The sequence below is a fragment of the Sorangium sp. So ce1036 genome (assembly GCF_051369805.1).
Lineage (GTDB): Bacteria > Myxococcota_A > Polyangia > Polyangiales > Polyangiaceae > Sorangium > Sorangium cellulosum_F.
In genome coordinates, this window is sequence record NZ_JBBMOX010000001.1 from 2,941,665 (window position 1) to 2,960,674 (window position 19,010).

At 70.4% G+C, this 19,010-nt stretch carries 16 protein-coding genes; 8 read left to right on the plus strand and 8 right to left on the minus strand.

Annotated elements, in window-relative coordinates; all coding sequences use genetic code 11:
• Positions 1-36: 36 nt before the first annotated feature.
• A complete protein-coding gene (locus tag WMF31_RS11355; RefSeq protein ID WP_436601952.1) occupies positions 37-201 on the minus strand; it encodes a hypothetical protein in 165 nt (54 codons plus the stop codon).
• 439 nt (positions 202-640) lie between these two features.
• On the opposite strand from WMF31_RS11355, the gene WMF31_RS11360 reads away from it, so the two are divergent.
• Positions 641-808: a hypothetical protein gene (locus WMF31_RS11360; RefSeq protein WP_436601953.1), complete on the plus strand. Its 168-nt coding sequence runs from the start codon at positions 641-643 to the stop codon at positions 806-808.
• Between the two features lie 27 nt (positions 809-835).
• On the opposite strand, the gene WMF31_RS11365 is transcribed toward WMF31_RS11360, so the two are convergent.
• From WMF31_RS11365 to WMF31_RS11380, 4 genes are all read right to left on the minus strand, one after another.
• A complete protein-coding gene (locus WMF31_RS11365) occupies positions 836-1,600 on the minus strand; it encodes a hypothetical protein (protein ID WP_436601954.1) in 765 nt (254 codons plus the stop codon).
• Positions 1,601-1,735: 135 nt separating this feature from the next.
• On the minus strand, positions 1,736-3,403 hold the full coding sequence (locus tag WMF31_RS11370) for a hypothetical protein (protein ID WP_436601955.1): 1,668 nt from the start codon (positions 3,401-3,403) through the stop codon (positions 1,736-1,738).
• A 38-nt stretch (positions 3,404-3,441) separates the two neighbouring features.
• Positions 3,442-4,431: a tetratricopeptide repeat protein gene (locus WMF31_RS11375; protein ID WP_436601956.1), complete on the minus strand. Its 990-nt coding sequence runs from the start codon at positions 4,429-4,431 to the stop codon at positions 3,442-3,444.
• A gap of 10 nt (positions 4,432-4,441) precedes the next feature.
• Complete coding sequence (locus WMF31_RS11380; protein WP_436601957.1) at positions 4,442-6,190, minus strand: serine/threonine-protein kinase; 1,749 nt, start codon at positions 6,188-6,190, stop codon at positions 4,442-4,444.
• A gap of 1,926 nt (positions 6,191-8,116) precedes the next feature.
• Between WMF31_RS11380 and WMF31_RS11385 the strand changes: the two genes are divergently transcribed.
• The 3 genes from WMF31_RS11385 to WMF31_RS11395 all read left to right on the plus strand — a co-directional run bounded on the left by WMF31_RS11385 (position 8,117) and on the right by WMF31_RS11395 (position 11,935).
• A complete protein-coding gene (locus WMF31_RS11385) occupies positions 8,117-8,443 on the plus strand; it encodes a DUF6968 family protein (protein ID WP_436601958.1) in 327 nt (108 codons plus the stop codon).
• Between the two features lie 662 nt (positions 8,444-9,105).
• Complete coding sequence (gene ltrA, locus WMF31_RS11390) at positions 9,106-10,398, plus strand: group II intron reverse transcriptase/maturase (RefSeq protein ID WP_436601959.1); 1,293 nt, start codon at positions 9,106-9,108, stop codon at positions 10,396-10,398.
• 424 nt (positions 10,399-10,822) lie between these two features.
• A complete protein-coding gene (locus tag WMF31_RS11395; RefSeq protein WP_436601960.1) occupies positions 10,823-11,935 on the plus strand; it encodes an IS4 family transposase in 1,113 nt (370 codons plus the stop codon).
• 22 nt (positions 11,936-11,957) lie between these two features.
• Here the strand turns inward: WMF31_RS11395 and WMF31_RS11400 are convergent, their stop codons facing one another.
• Both WMF31_RS11400 and istA read right to left on the minus strand, forming a co-directional pair.
• Positions 11,958-12,719 (minus strand): ATP-binding protein, encoded by a 762-nt coding sequence (locus WMF31_RS11400; protein ID WP_436601961.1) that lies wholly within the window; start codon positions 12,717-12,719, stop codon positions 11,958-11,960.
• Entirely contained in the window at positions 12,716-14,203 is a 1,488-nt protein-coding gene (gene istA / locus WMF31_RS11405; RefSeq protein ID WP_436600151.1) for an IS21 family transposase, read from the minus strand. The genes WMF31_RS11400 and istA overlap by 4 nt, the downstream gene beginning before the upstream one ends.
• 225 nt (positions 14,204-14,428) lie before the next feature.
• On the opposite strand from istA, the gene WMF31_RS11410 reads away from it, so the two are divergent.
• A complete protein-coding gene (locus WMF31_RS11410; protein ID WP_436601510.1) occupies positions 14,429-14,719 on the plus strand; it encodes a hypothetical protein in 291 nt (96 codons plus the stop codon).
• 477 nt (positions 14,720-15,196) lie between these two features.
• Here WMF31_RS11410 and WMF31_RS11415 read toward each other — a convergent pair whose 3' ends face one another.
• Positions 15,197-15,676: a transposase gene (locus tag WMF31_RS11415; RefSeq protein WP_436601962.1), complete on the minus strand. Its 480-nt coding sequence runs from the start codon at positions 15,674-15,676 to the stop codon at positions 15,197-15,199.
• A gap of 611 nt (positions 15,677-16,287) precedes the next feature.
• On the opposite strand from WMF31_RS11415, the gene WMF31_RS11420 reads away from it, so the two are divergent.
• The 3 genes from WMF31_RS11420 (at position 16,288) to WMF31_RS11430 (ending at position 18,895) form a co-directional block, all read left to right on the plus strand.
• Positions 16,288-16,416, plus strand: coding sequence for a hypothetical protein (locus WMF31_RS11420; RefSeq protein ID WP_436601963.1), 129 nt, complete (start codon positions 16,288-16,290; stop codon positions 16,414-16,416).
• Between the two features lie 115 nt (positions 16,417-16,531).
• A complete protein-coding gene (locus WMF31_RS11425) occupies positions 16,532-17,500 on the plus strand; it encodes a LysR family transcriptional regulator (RefSeq protein WP_436601964.1) in 969 nt (322 codons plus the stop codon).
• Positions 17,501-17,860: 360 nt separating this feature from the next.
• On the plus strand, positions 17,861-18,895 hold the full coding sequence (locus WMF31_RS11430; protein ID WP_436601965.1) for a Kelch repeat-containing protein: 1,035 nt from the start codon (positions 17,861-17,863) through the stop codon (positions 18,893-18,895).
• Positions 18,896-19,010 lie beyond the last annotated feature (115 nt).

A 19,010-nucleotide genomic window follows, 5' to 3' on the forward strand; every position in this document is an offset into this window, starting at 1 on the left:
TCACGGCGCGCCTCGCCCCGAGGCCCTGGACCGGCGCTACCTCGGGCGCACGGCGCGCGCGCGGTTCCAGCAGAAGAACACCGCCGCGTCGTCGCGCTCGACCAGGGCGTCGAGCTCCGCGACGGCCGCGGGCACGCGCTTCCGGGAGAGCCCGTGCGCCACGAGCGCGTCCTCGGCGGTGCGCAGGATGTCCGCGAACACGGTGACCCAATGCGCGAAGCCGTCCGTGCCGGCATGGTAAAGAACCGGAGACAGGCTGAGCGATACGTCCGTGAACCCAGACGAGGTCGTGGCCGTCCCCGAGTCGGCGCAGGCTCAATGAGATGCCCTCGTGATCGCGTGTGTCGGACGCCCGGCAGGCAGAGGGCATTGCAGTCGCCGAGCGGGTCTACCTTGCCGTATCCGACGTCCGTCAGAAACGTGCTATCCCGGTCGCGCAGGAGAGCCCGGAACAGGTGACCGCGGGGAGAGCCTTCTCCTCGTTCCCGCTGCAGTCCTCATCGAAGCCGCCTCTCGCGGAGATCGGCTCGTCGTGGGACGTGCCGGGCTGGTTGGGGTGGACCGGCGCAACGCGGACGTTGCAGTCGGTCCCGCCCTCGCAATCCATCGACAGTCGCCGTCCTCGTCCCCGCCGCATTCGATGACGTCGCCTCCGCCGGAGCCCGAGGTCGCCGCCACGCCGCATTGCCGCCGGCGCCCACCCCAGATGCACGCGTGCGCGGTGGCGGCGACGAGAGCGCTGGTGTTCCCGGGCATCGGGGCGACGACCACGATCGTCTATCCGGTCGAGCTCTCTCCCGGGGGGTGAGCGAGCGTGCGAGGTGGCGGCGCAGGCTCAGTGACATGCCCTGACGAGCGCGGTGTGCCTGGGGGTGAACTGGCAGAGGGCATTGCAGTCGCCGAACGAACCCATGTTGCCGCACGGGACGTCGGTCAGGAACACGTTCGTCACCGCCGCGCAGACCAGGCCGGAACAGCTGGTCGAGGGGAGCTCCTTTTCCTCCTTACCGCTGCAGTCGTAATCGAAGCCGCCAGCCGGGGAGATCGGCTCGTCATAGAACTTGCTGGGCTGGTTGGGGTGGACCCGCGCGTCGTTGTCGTTGCAATCGGTGCCGCCGTCGCAGCCGATCGACAGATAGCCGTCCTTGTCCGCGTCGCAGTCGACGGTGCCGCCGCCGCCGGAGCCCGAGGCCGCCGCGCCCCCGCCGGCCCCACCGCCGCCGCCGGAGCCCGAGGCCGCCGCGCCCCCGCCGGCCCCACCGCCGCCGCCGGAGCCCGAGGTCGCCGCGTCGCCGCCGACCCCGCCGGCCCCACCGCCGCCGCCGGAGCCCGAGGTCGCCGCGTCGCCGCCGGCCCCGCCAGCGCCCGACGCCGCCCCGCTGCCGCCCGAGCCCGCGCTCGGCGCGCCCCCACCGGAGCCCGCCGCATCGGACGCGGTCGCCGCGCCCGTCGACGGGACGGCGCCCGCACCGCCCCCGCCGGTGCTCTCGGAGCCCGCCTCTCCGGTGAAGACCACCTCGGGGAAGCCGCACCCGGCGCCCATCGCGGCCGTCGCGGCGGGCAGCGCGACGAGCGCGAACCATCGATGGATCGAGGGCATCCCCGATTGAATCCCACGGTTTCTCCCGGCGTCAACCGCTCGCCGGAACGCGCGGCGAGGTGGTTGGCTCGCAGCCTCGGGGGGGGCGTGAGGAAATGTCGCAGCCTCGCGCTTCAGCGCGCCGGGCGGCGCGGATCACGGCGCGCCCCGCAATTGAACGATGAATCCGTGCTCCGCGTCGTCCTCGTCGGGCGCGCTGGGCACGAGATCGAGGCTCCGCGACATCGTGCCGGCGATGTGGAAGGGAGCGCCGGGCGTCGCGCCCGGCGCGGCGGCCCACAGGGCGGTGGTGCCGGTCCCCTCGAGCGCGAAGGCCGAGACGACATTGCCGCGCTCGTCGAGCACGATCAGAAAGCTCACGATCAGGCCTGTCGCATTCGTGAGCGTCCCGCTGCGCCCGAGATCGATCTCGCCGTCGAACGTCCCCATGACGTGGATCGAGCCCGCCGGGTCGACGGCCACGCTGGCGACGAGCTGATCCGAGGTCAGGTCGCCGAACCCGCGGCTCCAGACCACGCCCGCCTCCGAGACGCGCGCGACGAAGGCGTTCGCGTGCGACGCGGCCTCGGGCATCGGCCCGCAGACATCCTCGAAATCGAGAGACCCCGAGTAGGTGCCGGCGACCACGAGATCGCCGCCGGGGAGCAGCGCGGCGCCCTGCCGCGCCGATACCTGGCTCCCCGCGCGCTCGAGCGCCAGGACGTCCTGCGCGACGCCGTCGTCCAGCCCGATGCGCGCCACGAACACATCACGAGCCTGCGAGGAGAGCTTCCGCCCGCCGATCGTGACAGGCGCGTTCGCTGTGTCGTAATCGCCGACCACCAGGACGAGATCGTCCTCCTCGTCGATGACGACCTCTCCGACGGTGATGGCGTCCGTCGCCCCGAGCGTGTGGCTCCACAGGCACTCGCCCTCGGCGCTGAACGCGGCGACCACGGTGGACACCGTCATGTCGTCGGCCCCTATCGCGCAGCGGTCGGAGAGGATGCTCAGCCCCCCCACCGAGAACGCGAGGACGACCCTGTCGGCGGTCGCCGCGAGGCCGAGCGGGGTGGCGCTCGAGGTGGCCTCCGTGCTCCACACCCACCGGCAATGGCCTCGCCCGTCGAGCGCCGCGAGGAAGCCCGCGCGGTTGAGGCCGCCGGACGCCACCTCGACGGGGCATTCCCCGGGCGTGGGGGACAGGTCCACGCTGATCCTCGACCAGCCGGTCACATAGGCGAAGTCCGGGCCGACGCTCAGGTGGGCGCCCACGACGTCGCCCGACAGCGCGGCGCCGGCCGTCAGCCCGTAGCCCTCGTCGCGCGCCCCGGCGGCGCTCCACCGCGCCACGGAGAGCGCGCCCCGGTGGTTGACGAGGGCGGTCACCGCGTCGTCCTGCGCCTCGATGTCGGTGACCTCGGTGCCCACGACCCTGTCCCAGACCCCCGCCGGCGCGCGGATTGCGCCCTCGCGGTCCTGGCTGCAGAGCGCCTCCTCGCCGCCGCCCGCGCCGCCGCCACCAGCTCCCGCGCCGCCGCCACCAGCTCCCGCGCCGTCGCCGCCCGAGCCATCGCCGCCCGCGCCGCCGCCGCCACCAGCTCCCGCGCCGTCGCCGCCCGCGCCGCCGCCACCAGCTCCCGCGCCGCCGCCGCCGCCCGCCGCGGAGGTCGCGCTCGACGAGGCCGCGCCCGCGCCGGCCTCCGAGGGGGCCAGCTCGCCGACCTCGAGCCCGATGATCGCGTTGCAGCCTCCCGCGGCGGCGACGGCGACCAGGCCAGCGCCGCACACGGCCCGAACGCTCCGGAGATCGCGCTCCCTCATCCCGGTTCTCCCATGGCGCCGCGCCCGCGCCGCCGTCGTCAAAAGACCCCCGTGGCCACCAGCCCTCCCGGCACCACCCCGATCGTCGCGCCGGGCGCCGGCGAGCGCTGCGCCGCGCGAGGCGCCGTCAGGAGGAGCACCGCGCCGCCGCCCAGCGCCGCCGCGCCCGCGAGGAACGCGACCGTCGAGATCGACCCGGCGGCCACGCCCTGCCGCTGCAGATCGAGGCCCCGTTGCGCGCACACGTTGGCCGCGTCGCAGTGGGCCTCCGCGTCGCCCTTCTTCCCGATCGCGCGGAGGCCGAAGGCGGCGCCCACGCCGATCCCGACCGCGCCGACGCCGGCGCTGATCCACCCGGCCGTCCGCCACGCGGAGGATCTCCCGGTCTCCGGGGGGAGCGCCTGCGGCGGGAGGGCAGGCCCCGCGCCGCCGCCCCGGGCCGCGGGCGGCTCCGGCGAGACGATCACCTCCGTCAGCTCGCCCTCGACGAGCCGCACGGGGAACGTCCTCTGCTGCCAGCCCGGCGCCGTCGCCGTCACCTCGACCTCGCCGGGATCCATGGGCAGCGGCGAGCCCAGCGAGCCCGCGCCGACCGGGACCCCCGCGCGCTGGACGGCCGTGCCCGCCGGCGCGCCGGGCGCGAGCCGGATCACGAGCCTCGGCACGCGGCCCTCCAGCGCCGCCGCGCGCGAGCGCGCGATCGGCCGGCGATCGTCGTGCGGCGGCAGCTCGCGCGCGAGCTGCTGGAAGATCGCCCACGCGGTCGCGATCCTGCCGCGCTTCTCCTCGCAATCGCCCAGGTTGAGCAGCGCCCCGGGCGCCGGGTCGAGCGCGTAGCTCTCCCGGAGCTTCGGGCACGCCGCCTCGTAGTCGTTCGCCAGCAGCGCGGCCCGGCCGGCCTCGAACAGCGCCTCCGCGGCCGTCGGATCGCGCGGCTGCGCGGACGCGACAGGGCAGGCGAGGAGCGCGGCTGCCAGGGGGGCGAGCGCCTCGACCGGATATCGTCTCCGTGAGCTCGATCGGGGCATCGGTGCGACCTCAGTATCTCCGGCTGTACGGGTCCGCCGCGGGCGTCGGCGCGGGTGGCGCCTTCACCGCGGTCGCGGCGGGCGCCTTGGCGGTGGGGGCAGGTGCCTTGGCGGTCGCGGCAGGCGCCCTGGCGGTGGAGGCAGGCGCCCTGGCGGTGGAGGCAGGCGCCCTGGCGGTGGAGGCAGGCGCCCTGGCGGCCGTCGCGGCAGGCGCGGTCGGCCTGGCCCCGGCGGCGGGCCTCGCGGTGGACGCGGAGGCGCTCGCCGGCGAAGCGGGCGCCGTCGCCGGCGTGATCGCGGGCGCCGGCGCGGACGGCGCGATCTCCGGGGCCGCCGGGGCCGGGGGCGCTTCCGGCGCGCCCGCGCCGGAGGGCGCCGCGGGATCCGCCGCCCCCGTCGCCGTCGCGAGCGCCGCGGGCGGGCCCGGCTCGGCCTGCGCCGCGGAGGCGCCCGACAGGTCCGGCGCGTCCGCGGCGGCGCCCGCGCTGTGCCACCACGCGACCGCCCCGAGGGCGGCCACGACCAGCACGCCGGCGCCGGCGACGAGCGCGACCGTGGCCGCCGCGCGCGGCGCCGGGCGCGGCGCGCTGGCCGGGCGCTCCGGGACGATCGGCGAGACCGTGCCGCCGCTGGCCGTGCCCGCCGCGGTGAACTCCGTGCCCCGCGGCCCGCTCCCCGGGCCTCGCGCCTGCACCGGCGCGCGCGCAGCGTCGGAGAGCATCGGCGCGCGCGCAGCGTCGGAGAGCATCGGCGCGCGCGCAGCGTCGGAGAGCATCGGCGCGCGCGCAGCGTCGGAGAGCATCGGCGCGTGCGCGGGCTCCGAGAGCATCGGCGCATGCGCGAGCTCCGGGCGCGAGCCCGGGCCCGGGTCGAGCCCCGCGCCGCCGCGCGCCTGGCGCAGCGCGCGCTGCATCGCGCGCGCGCTCGGCCAGCGCCTCTCCGGATCGAACGCGAGCGCCACGTCGATGACGCCGGCGACCGCCGCGGGGGCGGCGGGCAGGACGCTGCCCACCGGCGGCGCCGGCTGCGTCATCGCCGCGAGCAGGAGGAGCGGGAGCGTCTCGGCCTGGTGCACGTACCGCCCGGAGAGCAGGTGGAACATCGTGCTCCCGACGGCCCAGAGATCGGTGCGCGCGTCGACCCGGTCCCACTGCCCCTTCGCCTGCTCCGGCGGCATGTACTGCGGCGTGCCCATCAGGGTGCCGGCGCGCGTCGAGGCGTTCGTCGGGCCGGAGAGCTCGTTCAGCCGCGCGATGCCGAAGTCGAGCACCTTGAGCTGCCCCTGCCGCGTGAGGAACAGGTTGTCGGGCTTGAGGTCGCGGTGCACGATCCCGCGCTCGTGCGCCACGGCGAGCACGTCGAGCAGCTCGTCCGCGATGGCGAGCACCTCGGAGACGCCGAGCACCCCGCCCGGCGCGCGCGCGCGGCGCGCCTCGACCGTCTCGCCCTCGAGCAGCTCCATCACCAGGAACACCGCGCCGTCCTCGGTCACGTCGTCGTCGAGCACCCGGACGATGCCCGGGTGATCCACCCGGTTGGCGACGTAGCCCTCGCGCAGGAACCGCGAGCGCGCCTCCTCGTTCTCCGACAGCTCGCGGCGGAGGATCTTCACCGCGCCGCGCATCCCGTTGCGGTGCGTGCCCGCGTAGACCGCCGCCATTCCGCCGGCGCCGAGCAGGCGATCGAGGCGCCATTTGCCGCGCAGGACGTGGCCTATCAGCGCGTCGGGCCGCGGCCCCTCCACGTTGACCCGGGTCATCGGCGGAGCTCACCCCCGGATCGGGCCGCGCGGCGCGCCGCCTCGCCGGCGAGGCCGGCGCGGTCCGCGAGGCCGGCGCGGCGCGCGGACCAGCGATGGCGGACGGGGGCGCAAGGCATGACGGGCGCATGTTAACCCGGTCCGGCGCGGCGGGGCGTGAAACCGTCCACCCTCGGCGCACGCCCGCGCGCCCTGGGCGCGTGTCCCGCGCCGCCTGGGCTGACCCTGGCTCTGCGTCGATCCGGTAGGCGCCGGGAGAGGGGGGCGCCGCGCGGGGTGGGGGAGCAGGATGATGGGATCGGGCGGGGGTTTGCGCGGCGTTCGAGGGGGGGTGAGGGCGGCGTCAACCTGCCGATCATGGACGCTGACCCCGCGATCTCTGGTCGGCCGGACGATTCGGAGACGCTTCCGGCGGTGCTCTCGGCGGCCGTTAAAAAGCAGAAGACACGGCGCTCACCGTGTCTTCTGAGTGGAGGCGCCGAGAATCGAACCCGGAGCTGAGCCGATGACCAGCCCGCGCGAGAGATACGGCTGACGCCGCGTCGGACGCGTCGGAGCGGCGTCAGAGGCCATCGAGGGGTCGATTCCTCCCGTACCCTCTCATGCCCTCTCGTGGCGTCTCGTGCCCTGACGTCGGGGCACACGGAGGTCACACGGAGACCAACGAACCCAGGCCGATGCTCATAAGCACGGATTGGAGCCCCTCCGGGCCAGCGCACGGCGCGCCGTAGGCGCGGTGACAGCGTGGACATAATTGGGCCCTGGATTACCGGTTGACGCCGGCTTCCAGCAGGAGGACGGTGGCCATGAGGGGTGGAGCATGGGCCACGGGCCGAAGAGGCAGGCGAGGGCGCTCGTGCTGTGCGTCTGTGCCTGCGCGCTCGTCGGCGTTCCGGCGCCGGCAAGGGCGCTCGAGCTCAGCGGTGGCGTGAGCGTGGGCGGGTTCCAGATCGGGACCGGCCCGAGGCTCGCGCTGAGCCCCTTCGGCGGGTTGCTCTGGCGCCGAGAAAAGGATTTCCAGATCGAGCTCCATAACATGTTCAGCGTCGTTCCTGGCACTCGCGTCGGGATCTACGATCGAACCGCAATCTCCACTCGTGTGCGCCTGGAAGACGGGCAAGGCGAGCCTCGGGCCATCCGTGTCGATCTACTCGATGCCAGTGTGCAGCCCCGTGAGCTGCAACCGAGTGGTGGGGGTTGCTCCGGGCGGTCACGCACAGACCGACTGGTACTTCTCCGAGCCCCTGGGCGTATCCGTGAGCGCCAACCTGGATTGGGCTGGCGGAGATAGTCGTGTGCTTCATGGTCGCTGGGTGGCGATGGTCGCCGCTGGACCTGTTTGGAGATTTGGGGGAGAGTCGAAATAGAGCTTTTGCGGCCCTGCTCGTCAGTCTTTTCGCGGGTCTTGTTGCTTGCAATTTCGACGTCGGTGAGTGCTGGCTTCCTGGCGATGAAACGAGCGGTGCCGGCGGCGGCATCATCTACCCGACGGGGGCAGGAGGCTTCGGTAACGTGCCGCGGAAGCCGCAAAGTGCCGACGGTGACTATGCTTCCTATGATCTGTGTGCCTCGCAAACGGTGACGTGTACAGTTAGATGGAAGGCCGGTTCGAGCATCTGTGGGGGAAGCGCAGCTACCTGCACGACCCTGTACCAGGGCAAGCATGCATCACTCGATGAAGCCAAGGACTATTGCGAGATGGCCTACGGAGTCGGGAAGAGCTCCGAAGCGCAGTTTTGCGGCTCTTGCGAGTGGGGGACAAACTCGTCCAGCAACTCTTGCCGGAGAATTTGCGAAGAAAGGGCGGAAGCTTGCGAAGCGGAATGTCGCAAGCTCCCTGTGGAGGATAAGCCAGCTCGTCGGAGATGTTGGGAGGCATGTAACAACGCCTATGTTGAATGCATCAAGAAATGTAAGGGCTAACCGATGAACACGCACGCAGCTCCCAGAGCGCTGACGCGCACGCTCCAAATGGCCCTGGCTGGGTCGAGCGCCGTTCACGATATCGTCGTTCGTATCGGGTTGCCAGAGCGCGATCCCGTCCCGGGCGGGGACTTCCGGGTGCTAGTTGAGATCGATGGATTCGATGAGTTGTACTCTCGCCATTTTCATGGTGTCGACGAACTCCAGGCGTTGCTCGCGGGTTGCTGGGTGGTGCCGCAAATCCTGACTACACTTGCCCCAGCCGGCGCCAGGTTGACATGGCTCGGAGAGGACGACCTCGGGTTCGGGACTTCTTCAGCAACCCCCTGAAGCCCACCAGTTCGATGCTATTGCACCCCTGGGCGGGGGACACGCTGCCGCGTGGTGATCGAACTCGCGCCGCTCGGCGAACGCCGAGGACGCATGGGACGAAGGTGTAGGCGATGATCGAGCAGACATTTAGGTTAACTCCTGACAGATCCCCTGTGCGCCGTGAAAGCGGCGCGTTCCTTGTGAGATGAGAGGAGCTCACCCTGTCAAAAGTCGAGAAGATAGGTAGGCAGGTCCCCTGCGTGATGCCGCGAGGTATCCAGCAGAAGCGGGGCCGGAAAGCTGTGGGCGGCAATCCACGGCTGCGAAGCGACGGGCCGCAGCGCGAAGCGAACCCAGATGTAGCCTCGTCAATCAACGGAGAGGCCGAGCCGCTAGGGGAATCGGCGAAGGCAGCACGTGGCGGGAAGGTGCTCGACCAACGCACCGCTGCGCTCTCCCGGGGTAGCAGGGGCAGCACGTCGCAACAGGAACGCGCTGAACACGGGAGACCTCGCCCGGTGTGGCTGGCAACTGCAACGGATCATTCAAGGTCGCAAGCCGAGATGGTCGGGCCGGCGAGGAGTCGGAAGGGTTCGTAGTACCGAAGAAGGCGGTGAAAGCCGCCGGAGGGAAGGGGCCCTGCTCGACGATGCGACCCCTGCGGGGAAGGAGAGGCGATTGTGGCAACACTAGGAACGCCGACAAAGATCCGGGAACTGCAACGGGCGCTGTACCTGCGCGCCAAGAAGGAGCCGAAGTTCCGCTTCTACGCGCTCTACGACAAGGTCTGCCGGCCGGACATCTTGGTCCACGCCTATGCGCTGGCGAAAGCCAACGGAGGTGCTCCAGGACCCGACGGCATGACCTTCGAGATGATCGAGGCGAACGGAGCGACGGCGCTGCTGGAGGAGCTGCACCATGAACTGAAAGCGAAGATGTATCGACCGGGACCGGTCCGACGGGTGTACATCCCGAAGCTGAGCGGCGGGGAGCGGCCGTTGGGCATTCCCAACATCCGCGACCGCATCGTGCAAACGACGCTCAAGCTGGTGCTGGAGCCGATCTTCGAGGCGGATTTCGAGCCGGATTCGTACGGCTTCCGTCCGAAGCGAAGCGCCCACCAAGCGCTGCGGGCGATGCGCGAGGCGCTGGAGCAGGGGATGGGCTGGGTGATCGACGCCGATCTCAGCGCTTACTTCGACACAATTCCGCATGACCACCTAATGAAGGCAGTTGCGGAGCGTGTCGTCGATGGCGCGGTGTTGGCGCTGATCAAGCGCTTCCTCGAAGCGCCCATCGTACAGGAGCGGGAGGGCGGTCACCCGCGGCAGAACCGACAGGGGACGCCGCAAGGCGGCGTCATCTCGCCGCTATTGGCGAACCTGTATCTGCACCTTTTGGATCGAAACTTCCGGCGACGGGTCGAACGAGGAGAACTCGCAGGACAACTGATCCGGTACGCGGATGATTTTGCGGTGCTCACGCCTCGTAAGCCGGACAAAGAGATGGCGTGGGTGGAGAAGATCGTGGGCCGACTCGGGCTGGTGCTGCATCCCGAGAAGACGCGCATCCTGAACGCCCGGAAGGAGGATTTCGCCTTCCTTGGCCATCAGGTGCGTTGGCGGTATCGGCCCTACGTCTTTGACCTTGCCGGCAAGACCGCGAAGCGCATCCGTGACGAGATCCGTCGGAGGACACGACGCACCTGGATGAGCCTAGAGGCGATGATCGCTGATCTGAACGGCTACATTCGGGGTGCTCGGAACTACTTCCGACAGGTCCGCCCTCGGGCGCTTGCCGATCTCGACTACTTCGTGCAGCAGCGCATGGCGCGATGGTGGGCGCGCAAGCACGCCCTCCGTCGCCCGGCGTGGTCGCTCACGCACCGGGGAACACTCTATGGCCAGCACGGTCTGGAGCGGTTTTACCTCCCCCGGGCGCTCCGACCGGCACCTTCAAGGGGTACAACGTGAACGTCGAGGGAAGCCGTATGCGGGAGATCCGCACGTACGGTTTGATGAGGGGCTGCTGGCCCGTGCGTCATGCACGGCGGGCTGGGGTCTACTCCACCATTTTATACGGCAAATTCGTCGATTCCCGCGCCGCTGGCCCACCGCTTCCACCGGGCGCCAATGTGGGGCAATCGTTTACATGGACCCACGAAACTCAGGTGTTTCGGGTGAGCCGACGACGAACACGTGAGAATCTGCAGTCGCTGGCCGGAATAGTATCAGTATGAGGCAATCGGCGGGCGTCGACGCGTGCACGGAAGGCAAGGCGACGGGGAACTTGACGACGACGCGCTCGGAGGAGCGGTCGCATTCGATGAGGGCTCGCAGGCAACTCGAGCGCGTAGGGCTCAGCGCGAGTAGCATCGAGCGGTTCCTTCACACCGCTGTGAAAGTCGACCTGCACGTCAAGACCGTGCTGTCCTTGTCGCTGGCAACCCTGGGCGTTCTGCACTCCGTCTCCCTTTGCATTCACGTGATCGGGCGAGGGATGGCGTGGGCAAGAGACGGTAGCCCCAAGCACGCGACCAAACAAGTTGATCGCCTGTTGAGTAACAACAATGTGTCCCCATGGCTTCTGTTCGACGCTTGGGTTCGCTTCGTGGTGGGGCCGCGAGAGGAGATGCTGGTCGCTCTCGACTGGACGGAATTTGATGTCGATGACCACGCCACGCTGGCGTTGCACTTGATCACTCGTCACGGGCGAGCAACGCCGCTTATTTGGAAGACGGTCAAGAAGTCGTCGTTGGCTGGCAAGCGCAACGCCTATGAAGACGAGGTGATTGAGCGGCTGCACGAGATCCTTCCGAAAGCAACTCGAGTAACGCTCCTCGCGGACCGGGGCTTCGGCGACCAGGAGCGGTACGCACATCTCGCCAATCTGGGCTGGGACTACATCATTCGGTTCCGCGAGTGCATCGTCGTCACCGATGCTTATGACACCGCGCGTCCTGCAGGCGAGTGGCTCGCATCTACCGGACGGGCAAAGATGCTGAAGAACGTCCGGGTCACGCAGGACAAGACGGCCATCGCGGCGGTCGTGCTCGTTCACGACAAGCGGATGAAGGAGCCCTGGTGCCTCGCAACCAGCCGTGCCGACCTGACGGCGAGCCAGGTGGTCAAGCTCTACGGCCGTCGCTTCTGCATCGAGCAGACGTTTCGCGACGTCAAGGACGTTCATTTTGGCATGGGTCTCTCCGCCACACATATTGGCGACACTGCCCGACGCGACCGACTCCTGCTTATAGCTGCCTTTGCGCACGTGCTCCTGACGCTCCTTGGGGAGGCAGGAGAACGGGCCGGCCTCGATCGACTCCTGAAGACCAATACCGTGAAGCATCGAACCTTGTCGCTCTATAACCAGGGGTGCTACTTGTTGATGATCTCGGTAACCCGCGGGAATTCGGTGAAGTTCACCGGTGAAATCCGCAGCCGGTGCCGATGGAGACCACGCCGGATGCCGGTGAAGTTCACCGGTGAAATCCGCGTCCGATGCCGGTGAATTTTCCCGGTGAAGAGGCCGCTCAGCGCTTCTTGGTGCGGCGCTGCTTGGTGCGGAGGGCGCTCAGCTCCTTGGCTTCCTTGAGCCGGTAGCTCTCGGCCTCGATTTCGATCACCTCGGCGCGGTGCACGAGCCGGTCGACGAGCGTGACGACGCACGCGGCGTGCGGGAAGACTTGGCCCCAGTCGGAGAAGGCCTTGTTCGTGCTGAGCAGGATCGGCCTGTGCGCCTCGTAGCGACGGGTGACGACCTCGAAGAGCAGGTCGGCGTAGCGGCTATCGTAGGAGAGGTAGCCAACCTCATCGATGCAGAGAAGCGCGGGGACCGTGTAGCGGCGCAGCCTTCGCGCGAGCGCGGCCGAGGACTCCTGCGCGGCGAGGTCGGCGAGCATGTCGCTCGCGGTCGAGAAGCGGACCGTGTGGCCCCGGACGACGGCCTGGTGGGCGACGTTCTTGAGGATCATGGTCTTGCCGACGCCGTTGGGGCCGACGAGCACGGCGTTGTGGCCGGTGGCGACGAAGCCGGGGGCGAACAGGTCGTCGACGGCCTCGCGGTCGATCTTCTTGGGCCAGGACCAGTCGAAGTCGCTCATGGGCTTGAAGGTGGCGACGCGGGAGTTCTTGAGGCGGCGTTCGAGGCTGCGCTTGTGCCGCTCGCGCTCCTCGATGGCGAGCACCTCGTGAAGCCAGGGCTTGTCAGCGAGCTCTTCCAAGCAGGCGAGCAGGCCGAAGAGACCAAGTCTCTTGAGGCGGGAGTTGGTCTCGATGGGCGTCAGGTCGGTCATGGCGTCGAGTCCTTCTTCAGGGCGTCGTAGGTGGCGAGTGAATGCGGCGTGACGACGACGTTGGCGTGCTGGCCGCGCGTGACGGGGATCGAGACCGGAGGGGGCAGGCAGCGCTCGGAGCGGCGGCGGTCGATCACCTGGCGGACGGCACCGACGTGGATCGTGTCGCGCTCGAGCACCTCGACGAGGGCCTCTTCGAGCTCTGCGGCGCCGACGGCGTCGAGCATCTGCAGAAGCCGGGCGATCGCGCTGCCGACGTTGCCGCCGCGCTCGGCGATGACGCGAAGGAAGGCCTGGCTGCTGCGGGCGGCGCGGGCAAGGCGATCGAGGCCGCGGTGCTCGCGGGCGCGGCGCTTCTCATCGACGAGGCGCTGAATGTGCTCAGGCTGCTCGATCTGCTGACCGCGATCCCACGAACGGGCGTGGGTCGCGACGATCTCGTTGCCGTCGGCGATGCGCACCTGTTCGAGGTCGGCGAAGACGACCAGCGTGCGGCGCGTCCGGTCGTGGGGGACGGAGTAGTCGTTGAGATCGAAGCGCGCATAGGGGGTCTTTCCAACCTCGACCTCGACGCGCTCGTGGGCCGGAAACGGCGTGTCGGGGTATTGCAAGAGGACGCTGCGCTCATCGTCGAAGGCCTGGCGCACGGTGCGGGCGCGGTCCTCGACCCAGGAGCGATCGAGCGCCGCGGAGCTGGTCCACTCGGCCGCTTGTCGGTTGAGATCGTCAAGGTCGGCGTAGGTCCGGGCCTCGAAGAACGCCTCGCGGACGTAGCGGATGGCGCGCTCGACGCGGCCCTTCTCGTTACCGCGGGCGACGGCGACGGGGCGCGGCTCGAAGCGGTAATGCGCCGAGAGATCCAGCAGCATGGGGTGGAACCGGATCGCGTCGCCGTGGCGCTCCACGACGGCGCTCTTGAGGTTGTCGTAGAGCAGCACGCGTGGAACACCGTCGAACTCGGCGAACGCCTCGACGTGCCCGCGCACGAAGAAGGGCATCGCCGCGCCCGGGAAGAAGCGCAGGAAGATCCGCCGCGAGTAACTGAGCACCATGACGAAGGCCCAGAGCGGTCGCCGAGCCCGGCCGATAGCCAGCTTGCCGAAGTGCGCCCAGTCGACCTGCGCTTGCTCGCCGGGCAGCGTGCGGAGCCGCTGGAATGCCTCGGCCGGCTTCTTGGGGCGGAGGCGGCAGATCACCCGGCGCAGATGATCCGGACCGCCCGGATAACCGCGCTCCTTGAGCATGACGAAGAGGCGACTCGAGCGCAGCGAGGGATACTTGCCGAGCTGCTCGACGATGAACGGCACGAACGGGTCGACCATGGACGGGCGCGGCGCGACGACCTTCGGGTCGACGCCCGCTTGCCCGAGCACGCGCTGCACGGTGGTGTGGTGCAGCCCGAGCTGGCCGGCGATGGTGCCAACGGGCCACTTCTCGCCGTGGTAGAGGCGCAGGATCTCGGCCTCCTTCTCCTTGGCGATCACCGCCACCTCCCGTCACCGCGGTGGCCCTCGTGGGACGCGGGGAGCGCGTCGGTGGAGAGCTGGCCGAGCGCGCCGCTCGCGCATGGCCCAGTGTGGAAGCCGCGCTCCGCAGAGCGAGCAGCGGCCGACATCTCGGATCCGATCGTCATCGTTGTCCTTTCGGCCGGGGGTGATCTCCGGCGCGACCTGGGACATCGACGCGGCCGCGGCTTCCGTCACCCTGTGATGCGTCACTTTCTGCGCCGAGAACTTGTCCCGCTGCCGCTCGCGGTACCGGGCCTGGCGAGCGGCATGGAGGCGGCGAGCGCGAAGCCGGGTCCGATAGGCGGCGCCGGCGCGGCGGAGCGACTCACGACGCCGGAGCGGGCGGCAGTCGAGGCAGAGGCGCTGGCCGCGATCGCAGCGACGGCAGAGGCGAAGCTGGACGCGGCAGCAGGCGCAGAGGGCGAGGCGGTAGGTGGACGAAGGCAACGAGCTCCATGCCGCCGATTTCTGGACCTGGAGCCCGGCTTGTGATGAGGGTGGGGGACTCCGACAAGGCGGAGCTCCAGAAGGCCCGAGGGTGGCAGCCCTCGGGCCTTCGACTTTTCGGCGGGCCCAACGTCTACGCTGCGGAGGCGAGCGGGGCCCAGATCGGCGCAAGCGCGGGCGGTGAACGGTGAACGCCGGCGATCACGTGGCCGCAGTCTTCACCGATCGGACGCGGGACGTGATGATCACCGACACTACTGGTACACGGCCATTCCCAACATGCGGGAAGAGCGGCTTGTTCAACTCATGACAGCGTATGGCGAGGTGCTCCGTGAGTACGCCGTGACCCGTGAAATTCTTGGGACTATATGAGGGGATGCATCAGGTTCGGGGTCGCTGAGCCGGCGTGGGCTCGGAGCGGGCTCGGTCAGCGCGGGCGGCTTCGCGGGCTGGGTCTGCCGGTAGAGCGTGGCGCGGCTGACGCCGAGCGCCGCACACGCCTGGGCGATGGGGACGTGCGGGTCATCGAGCTCCTCGATGACGTCCATCAGCGCTCTTCGTCGGTCGTGAGATTGACACCCAGAATGGCAGAGACTTTTTTTTGGAGGTCGATGAGCTTCTCAGCGAGCGCGAGCTTCTCCTCGAGCCGCGCCGAGCGCTTCGCAAGCTCGGCGATGCGCCGGTCCTTCGCGTCGTGCTTCGGCTTGCGGCCGGGCTTGCGCCCGCGAGAGCCTCGCTGCCGTGAAGGGCGAGCTGCTTGCGCCACGCCGCCAGGAGGGAGCTGTAGATGCCCTCGCGGCGCAGCAGCGCCTCGATGTCCCCGCGCTCGGTGCACGCGGCCGCTGCGCGAACGATGCGCAGCTTCTCAGCCGCCGAGAACTTCCGCCTCTTGCCCGGCTTCGGCAGGGTCTCGACGGCGACGCCACTCGGGCGGGGAGCAGCGCCCTGCGCCGCTGGGGTGGGGGTAGGATCGACGGATCGGAGATGGGAAGGCTTCGGCATGGGTCAGGTCCATTCTCCGCCCTCTCACCACAGATTTCCAGGGGGAGCCTGTCTCACCCGACGTTGGCACAGAGGGATCTCGCGGGCTGGATACGCGCGAGTCTGCCGTGCCGACGTGGTGCTCCGCCTCCGAGCTGGGGACCCTCCCGGCGCGGCTCAGCGGAGCGCGCCCCTGGCCGCGCGAACGCTACCAGCGTGCCGTGCGCCTCTGGAGCCAGTACACCGCAGCGGACCCGAGGCGGCTCGCGCGGAGCTGCGTACGTGGTGTCGAAGGGTTTCCAGAGCTCGCTCCGCTATGGGCATTCCTCTCTTCCTTCTTTCCAAGAAGGACTGCGGAAGGGGCCCTGCGTCTCAGTCGATTCGACGAGCTGCTCATGACCCTCCTGTCTGGAGAGTGGCAGACTCCTCTCGCGGTGGCCGGGCGTGATTTGCGATCTGGAATGGATTTGTGGCAGCTGCTCTCCTGCACAGGCGACCTGTTCTTACCACGCCGGCTGGAGCGTTGGGCGGACCACGATGCAAGCGCGGCCGTGGAGCGTGCGCCTGGCCCGAAGCCGCCTGGCGCAGGCTACCCGATGCTGTCGGAGGTCTATCGCCTCACGGAACGTGGGATGCGGCTCCGAGACAAGGGGCTCGACCAGCTCACGGATGCGCCAGGCCTGCCCATCGCCGGGACCGAGGCGTACTCGCCTTCAGCCCCCTGGGTGCTGCTCGAAGAGGGACGGCTCGCTCGGCTGTGAGGGCCAGCCGCTGACAGCGGCTCCGGTCAGCGTCGGCCGGTCATGACCACCCCCCCACCCAGGGCCGAGCTGGGCGCGGGGCCGGCCTCGGTGAAAATGAGGTACTGCTCGCGCCATGAGTCGCCGCGCCCGCCTCGCGTCCGTGGACCTGAACCTGCTTGTCGTGCTCGACGAGCTGCTCCGGAGCCAGAGCACCGTCGTCGCGGCAAAGCGCCTTGGCCGGGCGCAGTCGTCCGTGAGCCACGCGCTCGGCCGGCTTCGCGAGGTGTTCGACGATGCGCTCTTCGTCCGCGCCGGGGCCGCGCTCCGGCCGACGAGCTTCGCCGAGGAGCTCGCGGCGCCGCTGCGCGCGCGGCTCGACGCGCTGGAGCAGCTCCTCGAGCAGGCGACGGGCGTGGAGCCGTCGCGCCTCGAGCGGACGTTCACGATCTCCGCCCCTGACTGGGCCGAGATCGTGATCCTGCCGCCGCTCATGGCGCGGCTCCGCCGCGAGGCGCCCGGCGTCGATGTCGTCCTGCGCTCCTTCAGGATGGATGTGGACCGGGCGGTCCAGTCGGGCGAGATCGACGTGGCCCTCGGCGTGAGGTTCCAGCCGCTCTCCGGCCTCGTCGCGCAGCGGCTGCTGGAGGAGCCGTTCGCGTGCATCGCGCGCCGCGACCACCCCCGCATCGGGGAGAGCGTCACGCTCGACGCGTACGCCGCCGCCGGGCACGTCCTCGTCGCGCCCTATGAGCTGCCCGGGAGCCCCCTGGACGACGAGCTCGCGCGCCTCGGACACCGCCGGCGCGTCGTGCTCCGGATGCCGCACTTCTCGGCGGCCCTGTTCGTCGTCGCGCAGACGGACCTGATCGCGACGCTGCCGCGCAGCTTCGTCCGCGCCACCGCGCCGCTCCTGCGCCTCCGCGTGTTCGAGCCGCCGCTCGCCGTCCCGCCCTTCTCGTTCTCGTGCCTGTTCAGCGCGACGCGGCAGAAGGATCCCGCGCACGTCTGGCTCCGCAGGTGCATCGCCGAGAGCTGCCGCGAGCTCCACGCCGGGGCGCCGCGCCCGCTCCCCGACCAGGCTATCGACGCGGTCGATACATAGTAACAGCGATCCAGGCGCGGCGCGGCGTGGACCGCCGTCGGCGCCGACGTTACGCTCTGCCGTGTCGACGCGAGGCCGCCGCGTGGCGCGACACGCCGTCGCGTGACGCGAGCCGCGCGGCGCGATCTCCCGGCTGCCGCGGGGTCCACGGCCCTGCGGCACCACGGAGACAAGGCCTCATGAAGGCGGCGCTGGACGCCGATCGTCGGCCTGGCGCAGCGATCGCGATCCTGGCGCCGGGCGAGGCGGGCTGCGCGGGCCGCGCGCCGCTCCTCCACATGCCGTCGTGCGCGACGGACGCGCGACGTCGCGCCGCCACCACGGGCTCACTGGACCGAACACCGGAAGGAAAGAACACCCATGCGATTCATCACGCCCCTCTGCATCTCTCTCTGCCTCTCCCTGGCCACGGCGGCCTGCGTCGACGATGGGTCGAGCGTGGGCGAGAGCAGCGCGGCCTCCGGCGAGGGCATGGATAGCGGCGCCCGCGAGGGCTGGCGCGATCTCGCCCCGATCGCGGTCGGCCCGCGCCAGGAGCACAGCGTCGTCGCGCTCGACGGCAAGGTCTATGTCATCGCCGGCCTCGACGCCGACCAGCGGAACACGGGGCGCGTCGAGGTCTACGATCCTCGGGCGGGCACGTGGTCCGAGGCCGCGCCGCTGCCGCTGGGGCTGAATCACGCGAACGTCGCGGCCGTGAACGGCAAGATTTACCTGCTCGGCGGCATGATCGGCGACTTCCCCTGGATGGCCATCGGTGATGCGTTCGAGTACGACCCGGCCACGGACGCGTGGACCGCGCTGGATCCCATGCCCGAGGGGACCGCGCGCGGGAGCGCCGCCGTCGGCACGAAGGGCACGAAGATCTACCTCGCGGGGGGGCTGCGCTCGCTGTCGTCCCCCTTCCAGGACACGGTGCCCACGTTCTCCTCGTACGACGTCGCGACCGGGGCGTGGGAGGCGCTGCCGGACCTGCCGGAGCCGCGCGATCACGTCGCCGGCGCGGTCGTGGGCTCGACGTTCTACGTGCTCGGTGGGCGGGCGAACGGCCAGGACAACGTCGCGGACACGGTGTTCGCGTACGACCTCGCGGAGGGTGCCTGGTCGACGCGCGCGCCGATGCCGACGGCGCGCGGCGGCGTCGCGACGGCCGTGATCGGCGAGACGATTTACGTCATCGGCGGTGAGGGCAACCAGGAGCCGGGGACCTCGGGCATCTTCGACGACAACGAGGCCTACGACACCGCGCGCGACGCGTGGGAGGTGCTCGCGCCGATGCGGACGCCGCGCCACGGCACCGGCGCGGCCGCGGTCGGCGCGACGATCTACGTTCCAGGCGGCGGGACGCAGCAAGGCTTCGGCGCGACCGACGTCGCGGACGCGTTCAGGCCCTGAGCTCCGCGCCGCGCGCCTCGCCATCGCCCGACGGGGGGGGCGTTCGGGGTGCTCACCTCCGAGGCTTGCGCTCCGGCGGGCCTCTTTGGTGGCCCGCCCGCACTCCAGCCCCTCC